This window comes from Streptomyces sp. GESEQ-4 (genome assembly GCF_017948455.1).
Lineage (GTDB): Bacteria > Actinomycetota > Actinomycetes > Streptomycetales > Streptomycetaceae > Streptomyces.
Window position 1 is genome coordinate 456,965 of record NZ_JAFFSU010000002.1, and the last position, 13,033, is coordinate 469,997.

Sequence of the window (13,033 nt, forward strand, 5' to 3'; positions counted from 1 at the left end):
AGCGCGGCAGACGCCGTCCGCGCAGGCCCTCGGGCCCGCCCGCATCGCACATCGCCTCGGTCGCGCCCTGTTCAGCCGGCCTTCGGCCCCGGCGCTCCCACCCGCAGTCCGTCCATGACCAGGTCGAAGAGGCGGGTGGCGCGTGCCTCCCAGTCGCCGTGAGGGTCCATCGCGAACAGGCCGGAGATGGCGAGGATGAAGTCGTCCGCGCTGACGCCGGGGCGGATGGTGCCGGACTCTTCGGCGGCGTGGAGCAGGAGTTCGGCCGCGGAGGTCACCGGGGTGGGCTCAGGTTTCGCCGCGGCGCCCGGTGCACTGGTGACCTGGTGGATCGCGTCCGCCAGGCCGACCTTGGTCATGGCGAACTGCGCGAGCCGGTCCATCCAGTCCCGCAGCGCCCGGTCGGGTTCCCGGGTCTGAAGCAACTGGTGTGCGCTGTCGGCGACCTGCTGCATCTCGTGGCGGTAGATCTCCAGGACGAGCGCCTCGCGGTTGGGGAAGTTCCGGTAGAACGTGCCCTGTCCGACGCCCGCCTTCTTGGCGATCGCGCTCAGCGGGGCGTCGGCGGAGCGGGTCAGCTCGACGAGCGCCACTTCCAGGATGCGCTCGCGATTGCGCTGCGCGTCCGAGCGCAGCGGTGCGCCCTTCTTCTCCGTCACCCGTGGCCTCCTCGCAGGCTCGCCGAGGAGCCCGGTCTTGCTAAGCGGACAGCTGTCCGGTACGTTTTCCTGAAAGCGGACAGCTGTCCGGTCGGTTCCCACCATAGCCGCGACAGAGCCGATCCAGCCACGTATCGCGCCGCCTCTTTGCCTCCCGACACCCCCGATCTTCCTATACGCCTGCCTGCCGGACCGCCCTCTCGGCGCACTCCGGAGCTGTGAAAGAAGGCTGATCATGGCCCCAGCCCCCGCATCGACGTATAGCGCCATCACCCTGAACATCAACGGCGAGAAACACACGCTCTCCGTCGACCACCGCACCACCCTGCTCGACGCGCTGCGCGAACGCCTCGATCTCACCGGCACCAAAAAGGGCTGTGACCAGGGCCAATGCGGTGCCTGCACGGTCCTGATCGACGGCCGCCGAGCCGTGGCCTGTCTGCAACTGGCGGTGGCCGTCGAGGGGCGTGAGATCACCACCGTCGAAGGCCTGGCCGACGGCGAACGGCTGCACCCGGTGCAGCAGGCCTTCCTCGACCTCGACGGCTACCAGTGCGGCTACTGCACGCCGGGCCAGATCTGTTCGGCCGTCGCGGTGATCGAGGAACACGCGGCCGGGTGGCCGAGCGCCGCCACCGACGACGTACGGCCCGAGGCGGGACCGCCGCCCCTGACCGCCGACGAGATCCGCGAGCGGATGAGCGGCAACCTGTGCCGCTGCGGAGCGTATGTATCGATCGTGCAGGCCGTCGCCCAGGCGGCCGAGGCGCGCACCGAGACCACGGAGGCGGCGGCATGAGGGAGTTCGGCTACCAGCGCGTCCGCGACGTCTCCGGCGCGGTCGCGCTGCTCGACGCCGATCCGGAGGCGCGTTTCCTCGGCGGCGGCACCAACCTCGTCGACCTGATGAAGACCGGCGTCGAGCGGCCGGCCCGGCTCGTCGACGTCCGTGAACTGCCTTTGGACCGCATCGAGTCGACGCCCGACGGCGCCCTGCGGATCGGCGCGACCGTCACCAACAGCGACCTGGCCGCCCACCCCGAAGTCCGGCGCCGCTACCCGGCGTTGACGCAGGCGGTGCTCGCCGGAGCGTCCGGGCAGCTGCGCAACATGGCCACCGTCGGCGGAAATCTGCTCCAGCGCACCCGCTGCGGCTACTTCGCCGACGTGAGCCGGCCCTGCAACAAGCGTGTCCCCGGCAGCGGTTGCCCCGCGATCGAGGGCGAGCACCACAACGCGGCCATCCTCGGCGCCTCCGACCACTGCGTGGCCGTACACCCGTCGGACATGGGCGTGGCGCTCGCCGCCTTCGACGCGGTCGTGTCGTACGAAACCGCCGACGGGCCGGGTGAGTTGCCGCTCGCCGACTTCTATCTGCCGGTCGGTGACACCCCGCACCTGGAGACCGCCCTGCCGCGGGGCGCCCTGATCACCGGCGTCACCCTGCCGCCCGCGCCGGTCGCGGCCCACTCCCGCTACCGCAAGGTGCGCGAGCGCGCCTCGTACGCGTTCGCGATCGGCTCGGTCGCCGCCGCGCTCGACATCGAGGCGGGAGTCGTACGGGACGCGCGCGTGGCCCTCGGAGCGGTCGCGTCGCGGCCGTGGCGGGCCCTGGAGGCCGAGCGGGTGCTGACGGGCGCACCGGCCGATGTCCGCACCTTCGAAGCCGCCGCGGACGCCGAACTGGCCGCGGCCCGGCCCCTGCCCCACAACGGATACAAGGTGACCCTCATGCGCAACCTCATGGTGGCCGTGCTGACCGAACTCGCCCAGGAGGCCGCCCGATGACCACCGTCACCCCCTTGAAAGGCTTCGTCGGCACCGCGCACACGCGCGTGGAGGGACGCGAGAAGGTCACCGGCGCCGCCCGCTACGCGGGCGAGATCCCCTTCGCCGAACTCGCCCACGGCTGGCTCGTGTTGTCCACGGTCGCTCGCGGCCGGATCCGCGCCATGGACACCGAGGCCGTCCTGGCGATGCCCGGCGTCCTCACCGTCCTGCACCACGGGAACGCCCTGCACGTCGAGACCGACTACGCGGGACTCATGGGGATGAAACCCGACCCGTCCGTCGCGCTCTTCCAGCACGACCGGGTGCCGCACGCGGGCTGGCCCGTGGCACTGGTCGTCGCCCGGACCTCCGAGCAGGCGCGGGAGGCCGCCGAGGCGCTCGTGGTGCACTACGACCAGGAGCCGCACGACGTCGCCTTCACCGACGGGCGTCCGGACGCGTACACGGCGGCGGACACGCCCGTCGCACCCGCCGTGGCCGCGAAGGGCGACCTGGAGGCCGAACTCGCCCGGTCCGCCGTCGTCGTGGACGCGGAATACACCACGCCCGAGGAACACCACAGCCCGATGGAGCCGCACGCCGCCACCGCCCACTGGGACGGCGGCCGTCTCGAAGTCGTCGACTCCAACCAGGGCAGCATCTGGGTCCAGGGCGAACTCGCGAACCTGTTCTCCCTCGACCCGGCCTCCGTGCGCGTGCGCTCCGAACACATCGGCGGCGGCTTCGGATCCAAGGGCGTCCGCGCCCACCAGGTGGCCGCCGTCATGGCCGCGACCGTCCTCCACCGCCCGGTCCGCGTCGTCCTGACCCGCCGTCAGATGTTCTCGCTGGTCGGCTACCGCAGCCCCACCGCCCAGCGCGTCAGGCTCGGCGCCGACCCCGACGGACGCCTGCGCGCCCTGGAGCACCAAGCTCTCAACCTCTCCTCGACGGTGCACGAGTTCCTTGAGCCCAGCGCCCTGCCGGGCCGGGTGCTGTACGACGCCGACGCCCACCACACGGCCCACCGGATCGTACGGCTCGACGTACCGACCCCCACCTTCATGCGCGCGCCGGGTGAGGCACCGGGGTCGTTCGCGCTGGAGTCGGCGCTCGACGAACTGGCCGAGAAGTGCGGCGTCGACCCGATCGACCTGCGCGCCCGCAACGAACCCGAGACGGGTCCCGTGTCCGGGCTGCCCTTCGCCGGCCGCCGGCTCCTGCTCGACTGCTTCCGGGAAGGCGCCCGCAGGTTCGGCTGGGCGGACCGCGACCCCCGCCCCGGCCTGCGCCGCGACGGCCGGTGGCTGCTCGGCACCGGCACGGCCGCGGCCACCTTCCACGCGGGCGCCTTCCCCTCCACGGCGGCGATGACGGCGGAGGCGGACGGCACCTTCAGTGTCCGGATCTCCGCGTCCGACATCGGCACCGGCGCACGGACCGCCCTCACCCTGATCGCGGCGGACGCGCTCCACGTGACGCCGGACCGCGTCCGCGTCCTGATCGGCGACAGCGACTTCGGACCCGCGATGATCGCGGGCGGCTCGATGGGCACCAGCTCCTGGGCCTGGGCGATCACCGCGGCGGCGGACGAACTGCGCGAGCGACTCGTCCCGGGCGCCACCATCCCTCCTGCCGGCATCACCGTCCGCTCGGACACCTCGGCGGCCATCGCCGCCCTGTCACAGAAGGAACGGCACTCCTACGGCGCCCACTTCGCCGAGGCCGCCGTCGACGTCACCACCGGCGAGGTACGCGTCCGCCGTATGCTCGGCATCTTCGCGGCGGGCCGCATCGTCAACCCGCTCACCGCCCGCAACCAGTTCGTCGGCGGCATGACCTGGGGCATCTCCATGGCCCTGCACGAAGAGGCGATCCGGGACCCGGCCTCGGGCGCCCACGTCGGCGCCGACCTCGCGGGCTACCACTTCGCCGCCAACGCCGACGTCCCGCTCATCGAAGCCGACTGGCTGCAGGAGGAACCGAACGCCGATGACCCCATCGGCATCAAGGGCATCGGCGAGATCGGCATCGTGGGCGCCGCCGCTGCCGTCGCCAACGCGGTCTGGCACGCGACCGGCGTACGCCACCGCAGCCTCCCGATCCGCCCCGACCGTGTCCTCCAGGCAGGCCGACATGCTTGACCTCGCAACCGAGTTGACGCAGTGGACCAAGGAGGGCCGCGACTTCGCCGTCGCCACCGTCATCTCCGTCAGCGGCAGCGCCCCCCGCCCACCCGGCGCCGCCCTCGCCGTCGACACCACCGGCACGGTCATCGGCTCGGTGTCCGGCGGCTGCGTGGAGGGCGCGGTGTACGACCTGTGCGTCCAGTCCCTCGAGAACGGCGAGACAGTCGTCGAACGCTTCGGCTACAGCGACGAGGAGGCGTTCGCGGTGGGTCTGACATGCGGCGGCGTGATCGAGGTCTTGGTCACGCCGGTCACACGGGATACCCCTGACCGGGCGGTGTACGAGGCGGCGCTGTCGCGCGCTGCGCAAGAGAAACCGACGGAACTGGCCCGGGTGATAAGCGGCCCGACGGAACTTATAGGCAGGCCTGTGCAGGCGCCCCTTCAGGGGCGCGGGGAACTGCGCGACCAGCCACAACGGACCGGCACCGTAGAACTAGACGACCGCACCCTCTTCATAGAAACCCACACCCCACCACCCCGCATGATCATCTTCGGCGCGATCGACTTCGCCGCCGCCCTCGCCCGCACCGGCAAATTCCTCGGCTACCACGTCACCGTGTGCGACGCCCGCCCCGTCTTCGCCACCCCCGCCCGCTTCCCCGACGCGGACGAGATCGTGGTCGAGTGGCCAGACAGCTACCTCCGCCGCACGGAGACCGACGAGCACACGGTGCTGTGCGTCCTGACACACGACGCCAAGTTCGACGTACCCCTGCTGGAGACCGCACTGCGACTGCCGGTCGCGTACGTCGGCGCGATGGGCTCACGCCGTACGCATGAGGACAGGAACCGGCGACTGCGTGAAGTCGGGCTCACGGAAAGCGAGTTGGCCGGGCTGCGCTCACCCATCGGCCTCGACCTCGGCGCCCGCACACCGGAGGAGACCGCGCTGTCCATCGCCGCGGAGATCGTCGCGGCCCGGCACGGCGGGACGGGCGTACCGCTCACTGATTCAGGGACGCCGATTCACCGCGCCGTAGCGACTAGTCGGTCTCAGCGGCGCGCTCGGAGTTCTTCTTCTTGATGCGGGCCGCTTCCTTGCGGACCTCGGCCTGGGTGGCTCGCTCCTTCTCCAGCCACTCGGGCATGTCCTTCTTCAGGGCCTCGATCTGCTCGGTGGTGAGGGGCTCGGTGATCCCGCCGCGCCCCAGCCCCGCGATGGACACGCCGAGCTTCGCCGCGACGACCGGACGCGGGTGCGGGCCGTCAGCGCGCAGGTCCCGCAGCCACTGGGGCGGATCGGCCTGGAGCGCGTTCAGCTCGGCACGCGAGACGACACCCTCCTGGAACTCGGCGGGGGTGGCCTCGAGGTACACACCCAGCTTCTTCGCCGCGGTCGCGGGCTTCATGGTCTGGGTGGTCTGGTGCGACTTCATGCTGTCAAGACTAACGACCGGGCGGGAGACCTCCGACCACGCCGGGTAACCTGGCGGGGTGACAGGCTCGGAAAGTACCCCCTCGTTCCGGCTCGCGTACGTCCCCGGGGTGACGCCCGCCAAGTGGGTGCGGATCTGGAACGAGCGCCTGCCCGACGTCCCGCTCGACCTGGTCGCCGTACCGGCCGCGGAAGCATCCGACGTCTTGCGCAAAGGCGGCGCGGACGCGGGTTTTGTACGGCTCCCCGTGGACCGTACGTTCTTCAGCGCGATCCCCCTCTACACCGAGACGACGGTCGTCATGGTCCCCAAGGACCACCTGGTGACCGCCGCCGAGGAGGTCTCCGTCGAGGATCTCGCCGACGAGGTGGTGTTCCATCCCCTGGACGACGTTTTCGACTGGGAGCGACCGCCCGGGCAGCCCGCCTTCGAACGCCCCGCCACCACGGAGGACGCCGTCGAGCTGGTGGCGGCGGGCGTCGGCCTGCTCGTCGTACCCCAGTCGCTGGCCCGTCTGCACCACCGCCGGGACGTGACCTACCGGCCCGTCGTGGACGCCGCTCAGTCGAGCGTCGTCCTTTCGTGGCCCGAGGAGGCGACGACCGAACTGGTCGAGGACTTCATCGGGATCGTCCGCGGGCGGACGGTCAACAGCACGAGGGGACGCACGCAGCCCGCTGCTCAGTCCCAGCCTCAGTCTCAGCCGAAGGCCAAGCGGGCCGAGACGTCCGGCGCGCGGCGCAAGCCCGCGCCGGGCAAGACGAAGGGTAAGCCCACGCGCAGCGGCGGTGGCGTGAAGCGCGGCAAGCCCCGCCGCCGCTCCTAGCCCAAGGCTCACTTCGGCGGCAGGCTCGCCGCGAACGCGTGTCCCTGGTCGACCACGCCCCGAGGTCGGCGTCCTCCGCCAGCGCGGAGCCGTCGACGAGGATCCAGCCGCGCATCGGCCGTCCCGTCATGTCGAAGACCCGGGTACCGGGCCGGGCCAGCGCCGCCTCGGTGGCGTCCGGGCCGACCCGGACCATGAGGTCGTCGCCGCTCACCCCGACGGCCATGTTGCCGCGGTGCAGGAAGGCGAGGCCGCCGAACATCTTCTTCTCGGTGACCTCCGGGTCCGGGCCGAGGTGCGCCCTGATCCGCTCGGCCAGTCCTTCGTCGTACGCCATGACGGTCCTCGTTCCTGAGTCCCCGGTCCCGACTCCAGGATCCCCGCGCAGGGCGGGTGAGCGCCAACGGGTCGGGAGCGTTCGGTTCCGACCACCTACGCCCAGCACCGGGGGAACATTCGACCGCGCCGATCGCGCCCCCGAGTGGCAGAATCTGCCCCGTGGACTGGGGGATCCTCGAGCGCGAGCCCGAGCTGGCGCGACTGGCCACGGCCGCACAGGAGGCGGCGGACGGGGCCGGATCCGTGGCGCTCGTCTTCGGGGAGGCCGGGATCGGCAAGTCCAGCCTGGTCAAGGCGATGCCGGACCGGCTGCCCGGCGGGGCACGCGTCCTGGTCGGCCAGTGCGACGACCTCGCCACCCGACGGCCGCTGGGCCCGTTCCGCGACCTCATCGGCAGCATCGGCGCCGAACTGGCGCAGGCCGTGATGGAGGGCGTCGACCGGCATCGGGTGTACGAGGCCCTGCAGGGGGAGTTGGCCGGGGTACCGCATCCGGCCGTGCTCGTCGTCGAGGACGTCCACTGGGCCGACGAGGCGTCGCTGGACGCCCTGCGGTTTCTCGTACGCAGAATGGAGCGGCTGCCCGCGCTCCTCGTACTCACCTACCGCGACGACGAGTTGAGCCGCGAGCACCCGCTGCGGCATCTGCTGGGCCAGGTGTCCCGCGCCGACCGGGTGCACCGTCTGCCGCTGGCCCGGCTGTCCCGGGACGCGGTCCGCACGCTCAGCGCCGCCAGCCGCCTCGACCCGGCGCAGGTGTACGACGTGACGTCGGGCAACCCCTTCTTCGTCGCCGAGGTCGTCGCGGCGGGCGGGGTCGGGGGAGTGCCGCCCACGGTCGTGGACGCGGTACTGGCCCGGCTGCGCGGACTGGACGCCCTCACCATGGACGCCCTGGAGCAGCTCGCGGTCGTACCCTCGGCCGTCGAACGCACCCTCGTGGAAGCGCTCTTCGCCGACGGCGCCTCAGCGCCCCGCGAGGGGAGCGGGACCGTGTCCGACATGCGGCTGCCGCCGCGTGGGGGGCGCGACCAGCCCGCACCGGCCCGCAGCGAACGACCTGTTTTCCCAGCGGAGCGCTTCGCCGCGGCCGAGCAGCGCGGCCTGCTGACCGTCACCCCGGAGCGCGTCGCCTTCCGGCACGAGCTGATCCGCCGGGCCGTCGCCGACTCCCTGCCCGCCGCACGCCGGATCGAGCTGGACCGCAACGTCCTGGCCGCGCTCGTCGCCCGCCCCGGCACCGACCCCGCCCGCATCGTCCACCACGCCGCCCAGGCCGGCGACCGTGACGCCGTCGCTCGCTACGGACCCGACGCGGCCCGGGACGCCGCGGGCGCCGGCGCCCACCGCGAGGCCGCCGCCCACCTCCGGCTCGTCCTGCGCGAACGGCACCGCTACGCCCCGGCCGACCTCGCCGACCTGCTCGAACGCTACGCCGTGGAGAGCTACACCATCGCCGACTCCGCCTCCGCCGTCACCGCCCAGCGTGACGCCGTCGCCCTGCGCCGCTCCCTCGGCGACACCCTTGCCCTCGGCGCCGATCTGCGCTGGCTGTCCCGGATCCACTGGTGGGCCGGCGACGCGGAGGAAGCGCGGACGGCCGCGCGGGAGGCCATAGCCGTCCTCGAACACGCCGGTGACGACCGGTTGCTGGCGCTCGCGCTGAGCAACACCTCCCAGCTGCGGATGCTGTCCGACCGTTACCCCGAGGCGATCGCGTACGGCGAGCAGGCGATCGAGCTGGCCCGCAAGGCAGGTGATCAGGCGATCCTCGCGCACGCCCTCAACAACGTGGGCAGCGCCCGCTGGAAGGGCGGGGACCCGGGCGGGCGCGCGCAGGTGGAGGAGAGCCTCGACGTCGCGCTCGCCGCGGGCGAGGTCGAACACGCCTGCCGGTCCTACGCCAACATCATCTGGACCCTGCTGGAGAACGCCCAGTACGCCGAGGCCGAGACCTTCCTGCCGCCGGCGATGGAACTGGCCGAACGCGCCGAACACGTCGGCTTCCTCAACTATCTCCACGTCGAGCTGGCCATCCGCCGGCTCGCGGCCGGTGACTGGGACGACGCCGAGAAACAGGCCGAGTTCGGCATGCACGACTTCGTCCCGGCCCGCTGCCCGGCGCTCACCGTGCTCGCCCGCGTCCGCACCCGGCGCGGCAGGCCCGGCGCCGGCGAACTCCTCGAAGAGGCCTGGAAGATCGCCGTGACCACGGGCGAACTGCAGCGCACGGCACCGGTGGCGGCGGCGCTCGCGGAGGCGGCGTGGCTGCGCGGCGACCAGGCGGGCGTGGCCGAGGCCGCCGGGCCGGTCCACGCCGAGGCCCGCCGCCTCGCGGTCGGCCCCTACCAGGCCGAACTCGGCTACTGGCTCACCAAGGCCGGACACCGCGTCCCGGCCGACGGCGCGGACCATCCGTACGCCGTGCAGGCCGCCGGAGACTGGCGCCGGGCGGCGGCGCTGTGGCGGGCGGCGGGCTGCCCGTACGAGCATGCCGCGGCCCTGGCGGAAAGCCCCGACCCGGCCGACAAACTCACCGCGCTCGCCGCCCTCGACACGCTGGGCGCCGAGCCGCTGGCCCGGCTGATCCGCGCCGAACTGCGCCGGCTCGGCGTCCGCCATATCCCCCGCGGCCCGCTCGCGGTCACCCGGGGCAACCCGGCCGGCCTGACCGAACGCCAGTTCCAGGTCATGCGGCTGCTGGCGGAGGGCCTGACCAACCCGGAGATCGCCGACCGGCTGGTCGTATCGGTGCGCACGGTCGACAACCACGTACGCGCCGTCCTGGAGAAGCTCGACGCGCACACCCGGCGCCAGGCCACCGCGCGTGCCGCCGAGCTGGGACTGCTGGCGGGACCCGAAACGTAGGTATGTCTTCGCGCCGAGCTGGGTGACCCGCACGGATGCCCGGAAGGCCGTATCGGACTAGAAACATGCGAATCCGGCCGTATTCGGACACAGGAACGGGGAACCGCATGTCCAGCACACCCGCCCAGGCAGCACGCCGCGAACTGACGGGCTTCACCGGTGATCTGACCGGACCCGACGACTCCGGCTACCAGGACGCCCGCGCCGTCTACAACGGCATGATCGACAAACGTCCCGCACTCGTCGCGCGCTGCGCCGACGCCGACGCCGTGGCCCGAGTGATCGGCTTCGCCCGCGCCCACGACCTGCCGCTCGCGGTCCGCGGCGGCGGCCACCACGGAGCCGGGCTCGGCACCGTCGACGGCGGTGTCGTCGCCGACCTGTCGCCGCTCAAGGACGTCCACGTGGACCCCGGGGCCCGGACGGTCCGAGTCGGCGGCGGCTGCGTGTGGGGCGAGGTCGACCGCGCCACCAACGCGCACGGACTCGCCACGCCCAGCGGCATCATCTCCACGACCGGCGTCGGCGGACTCACCACCGGCGGCGGGCTCGGCCACCTGACCCGCAAGTGCGGGCTGACCATCGACAACCTGCTGGAGGCCGACCTGGTGCTGGCCGACGGCCGGCAGGTGCGGGCCGCCGCCGACGAGAACAGCGACCTGTTCTGGGCGATCCGCGGAGGCGGCGGCAACTTCGGCGTCGTGACGTCGTTCCTGTTCCGGCTGCACGAGGTGAGCACGGTCGTCGCCGGACCGACCTTCTGGCCCGTCGAGAACAGCGCCGAAGTCCTCACCGCCTACCGGGACTTCCTGCCGAACGCACCCCGCGAACTCAACGGGTTCTTCCTGCACGGCACGGTGCCGCCGGCTCCGCCGTTCCCCGAGGAACTCCACCTGCGCAAGATCGCCGGCGTCGTGTGGTGCTACACGGGCGACGACACCGAGGCCGCCGCTCGCGAGATGGCCCCGCTGCTCGACGCCCTGCCGACACCCCTGCTGCACGCGCCCGGCCCGATGCCCCACCCCGACCTGCAGTCCATGTTCGACGGCCTGTACCCGCCGGGCCACCAGTGGTACTGGCGTGCCGACTTCGTCAACGAGATCCCCGACGAAGCCGTCGAACTCCACGCCAAGTTCGGCGCCGAGGTGCCCACCATGCAGTCGACGATGCACCTCTACCCGATCGACGGCGCCGCCCACGACGTCGGACCCACGGACACCCCCTGGGCCTACCGCGAGGCACGCTGGGCCTCCGTCTACGCGGGCGTCGACCCCGACCCGGCCAACGCCGACCTCGTCAAGCGGTGGACCGTCGACTACTTCGAGGCCCTGCATCCGCACTCGGCGGGCGGCGCCTACGTCAACATGATGATGGACGAGGGCCAGGAGCGGGTCCGCGCGAGCTACCGCGGCAACTACGACCGCCTGGCCCGCATCAAGGCCGACCGCGACCCGGACAACGTCTTCCGCCTCAACCAGAACATCCAGCCCGCCCCGAAACCGCGGTACGAGGCGCGGCCATGAGCGCCCCGCAGGGGCGCGGGGCTGTGTCGATTTGCGGCTACCGCCGCGTGGGCGCGACCAGCCCCCACCGGCCCGCAGTCGACGCACCGGACCTCCAGCGGAGCGCTACCGCGCGAGCCAGTCGTAAGCGGCCCGCGCCGTGAACTCGGCCTGTCCGCCGCGCAGGAGCAGCCCCGCCGTCGCGAACTCCGGCGCGTCGGCCTGCGCGGCGACATAGGGGATGGCGATGCAGCGCATCCCGGCAGCGTGTGCGGCGGCGGCACCGGGCGCCGCGTCCTCCAGGACCACGCAGTCGGCCGGGGCCGCGCCGAGCCGGCGGGCCGCCTCCAGGAAGACGTCGGGGGCGGGCTTGCCGCGCTCGACCTCGTCGGCCGACACGATGGTGCGCAAGTGGGCATCCAGGCCAGTACCGGCCAGGATCGCCTCGATGGCCTCGGGTGACGAACCCGAGGCCACGGCCATGGGCACGCCCTCGCCGGCCAGCAGCTCCACGAACGTGCGCATCTCGGGGTACGCGCGCGTGGCGGTGCGGGCCAGCTCCAGATAGGCACGGTTCTTCGCGGCGAGCAGCTCGGCGACCGACGCGCGCAAGCCGTATCGCTCCCTCCACAGCGCCACGGTCTCCTGCGTGCTGATCCCGACGTACCGTTCGTGGTCCGCCCAGGTGAAATCCGGGACGCCCTGCTCGGCGAGGACCTGACGGCCCGCTTCGAAGTAGTTGGGCTCGCTGTCCACGAGCGTTCCGTCGAGATCGAAGATGACCGCGGTGGGGCCGAGATTGTTCATGGGTCCAGGATGCCCACCGTCATTTCCCAGCCGCGCGGCCGATCGACTCGACCAGCGGCAGCAGCCGGTGCGGCACGCGTTCGCGCAGGGCCACCTCGCTCCGGGTGCGGACGACGCCCGGCAGGCTGATCAGCTTCTGGATCACGTCCTCCAGGTGCGCGTTGTCCCGCGCCACCACCCGGGTCAGCAGATCCCCGCCGCCCGTGATCGAGAAGGCCTCCACGATCTCCGGTACCGCGGCCAGCGCGTCGCCCACATCGTCGAGATGGCCCTGCGTGACCTCGATGTGCACGAACGCCAGCACCGGATGACCGAGCGCGGCGGGGGAGAGCGCCGGGCCGGTCCCGGTGATCACGCCGTCCCGCTCCAGCCGGTCCAGGCGGGCCTGCAACGTCCCGCGGGCGACGCCGAGGATTCGGGCGTACTCCCGCACGCTCGTCCTGGGCTGCTCCAGCAGCAGCCGCAGGATGCGGGTGTCGAGCTCGTCCACGGCCATGGCGCTCGGCCTCCTCGTTCCTGGTCCGTTGACCCGTCGATGGACGAGCCGGATCCGATATATCTGTGCCAATGGTCCAGCATTACTTCTCCGCGACGAGCGGTGCGGCGTGGCGTGCGCCGGCGCGGAGGCCCTCCCGAGCAGCAGCGGCCAAGCGCACAGCGCGCTGGCCGCTGGAGTCCCCTCCGCGACCGCGCA

11 protein-coding genes and 1 pseudogene are annotated in these 13,033 nt (G+C 72.4%); 7 read left to right on the forward strand and 5 right to left on the reverse strand.

Features of this window, described 5'->3' with window-relative positions; all coding sequences use genetic code 11:
• Nucleotides 1-71: 71 nt before the first annotated feature.
• On the reverse strand, nucleotides 72-659 hold the full coding sequence (locus KCH48_RS07315; RefSeq protein ID WP_210571307.1) for a TetR/AcrR family transcriptional regulator: 588 nt from the start codon (nucleotides 657-659) through the stop codon (nucleotides 72-74).
• Nucleotides 660-894: 235 nt separating this feature from the next.
• Between KCH48_RS07315 and KCH48_RS07320 the strand changes: the two genes are divergently transcribed.
• Genes KCH48_RS07320 through KCH48_RS07335 form a run of 4 tightly spaced genes read left to right on the forward strand, consistent with a single transcriptional unit; the run spans nucleotide 895 to nucleotide 5,645 of the window.
• Complete coding sequence (locus tag KCH48_RS07320; protein ID WP_210571308.1) at nucleotides 895-1,458, forward strand: 2Fe-2S iron-sulfur cluster-binding protein; 564 nt, start codon at nucleotides 895-897, stop codon at nucleotides 1,456-1,458.
• Nucleotides 1,455-2,447 (forward strand): xanthine dehydrogenase family protein subunit M, encoded by a 993-nt coding sequence (locus tag KCH48_RS07325; protein WP_210571309.1) that lies wholly within the window; start codon nucleotides 1,455-1,457, stop codon nucleotides 2,445-2,447. Before KCH48_RS07320 ends, KCH48_RS07325 begins: the two co-directional genes overlap by 4 nt.
• Nucleotides 2,444-4,573, forward strand: a complete 2,130-nt coding sequence (locus KCH48_RS07330; RefSeq protein ID WP_210571310.1) for a xanthine dehydrogenase family protein molybdopterin-binding subunit — start codon at nucleotides 2,444-2,446, stop codon at nucleotides 4,571-4,573. The genes KCH48_RS07325 and KCH48_RS07330 overlap by 4 nt, the downstream gene beginning before the upstream one ends.
• Complete coding sequence (locus tag KCH48_RS07335; RefSeq protein ID WP_210571311.1) at nucleotides 4,566-5,645, forward strand: XdhC family protein; 1,080 nt, start codon at nucleotides 4,566-4,568, stop codon at nucleotides 5,643-5,645. Before KCH48_RS07330 ends, KCH48_RS07335 begins: the two co-directional genes overlap by 8 nt.
• On the opposite strand, the gene KCH48_RS07340 is transcribed toward KCH48_RS07335, so the two are convergent.
• Complete coding sequence (locus tag KCH48_RS07340; RefSeq protein ID WP_210571312.1) at nucleotides 5,605-5,997, reverse strand: DUF5997 family protein; 393 nt, start codon at nucleotides 5,995-5,997, stop codon at nucleotides 5,605-5,607. The two genes, KCH48_RS07335 and KCH48_RS07340, sit on opposite strands and share 41 nt — an antisense overlap.
• A 58-nt stretch (nucleotides 5,998-6,055) precedes the next feature.
• Between KCH48_RS07340 and KCH48_RS07345 the strand changes: the two genes are divergently transcribed.
• On the forward strand, nucleotides 6,056-6,823 hold the full coding sequence (locus tag KCH48_RS07345) for a LysR family substrate-binding domain-containing protein (RefSeq protein ID WP_210571313.1): 768 nt from the start codon (nucleotides 6,056-6,058) through the stop codon (nucleotides 6,821-6,823).
• A 106-nt stretch (nucleotides 6,824-6,929) separates the two neighbouring features.
• Here the strand turns inward: KCH48_RS07345 and KCH48_RS43170 are convergent.
• Nucleotides 6,930-7,160 (reverse strand): annotated as a pseudogene (locus KCH48_RS43170) (TfoX/Sxy family protein); the annotation flags it as partial.
• Between the two features lie 161 nt (nucleotides 7,161-7,321).
• Here KCH48_RS43170 and KCH48_RS07355 point away from each other — a divergent pair.
• Nucleotides 7,322-10,030, forward strand: coding sequence for an AAA family ATPase (locus KCH48_RS07355; protein WP_210571314.1), 2,709 nt, complete (start codon nucleotides 7,322-7,324; stop codon nucleotides 10,028-10,030).
• A 107-nt stretch (nucleotides 10,031-10,137) separates the two neighbouring features.
• On the forward strand, nucleotides 10,138-11,553 hold the full coding sequence (locus KCH48_RS07360) for an FAD-binding oxidoreductase (protein ID WP_210571315.1): 1,416 nt from the start codon (nucleotides 10,138-10,140) through the stop codon (nucleotides 11,551-11,553).
• Between the two features lie 105 nt (nucleotides 11,554-11,658).
• On the opposite strand, the gene KCH48_RS07365 is transcribed toward KCH48_RS07360, so the two are convergent.
• Complete coding sequence (locus KCH48_RS07365) at nucleotides 11,659-12,339, reverse strand: HAD family phosphatase (RefSeq protein ID WP_210571316.1); 681 nt, start codon at nucleotides 12,337-12,339, stop codon at nucleotides 11,659-11,661.
• A gap of 19 nt (nucleotides 12,340-12,358) precedes the next feature.
• The gene (locus KCH48_RS07370) at nucleotides 12,359-12,835 is read right to left on the reverse strand and encodes an Lrp/AsnC family transcriptional regulator (RefSeq protein WP_210571317.1); all 477 of its coding nucleotides are present in this window, start codon (nucleotides 12,833-12,835) and stop codon (nucleotides 12,359-12,361) included.
• Nucleotides 12,836-13,033: the final 198 nt, after the last annotated feature.

Coding starts and splice junctions, on each gene's coding strand:
- KCH48_RS07320 (WP_210571308.1), top strand. CDS start 895: ATGGCCCCAGCCCCCGCATCGACGTATAGCGCCATCACCCTGAACATC.
- KCH48_RS07325 (WP_210571309.1), top strand. CDS start 1,455: ATGAGGGAGTTCGGCTACCAGCGCGTCCGCGACGTCTCCGGCGCGGTC.
- KCH48_RS07330 (WP_210571310.1), top strand. CDS start 2,444: ATGACCACCGTCACCCCCTTGAAAGGCTTCGTCGGCACCGCGCACACG.
- KCH48_RS07335 (WP_210571311.1), top strand. CDS start 4,566: ATGCTTGACCTCGCAACCGAGTTGACGCAGTGGACCAAGGAGGGCCGC.
- KCH48_RS07340 (WP_210571312.1), bottom strand. CDS start 5,997: ATGAAGTCGCACCAGACCACCCAGACCATGAAGCCCGCGACCGCGGCG.
- KCH48_RS07360 (WP_210571315.1), top strand. CDS start 10,138: ATGTCCAGCACACCCGCCCAGGCAGCACGCCGCGAACTGACGGGCTTC.
- KCH48_RS07365 (WP_210571316.1), bottom strand. CDS start 12,339: ATGAACAATCTCGGCCCCACCGCGGTCATCTTCGATCTCGACGGAACG.
- KCH48_RS07370 (WP_210571317.1), bottom strand. CDS start 12,835: ATGGCCGTGGACGAGCTCGACACCCGCATCCTGCGGCTGCTGCTGGAG.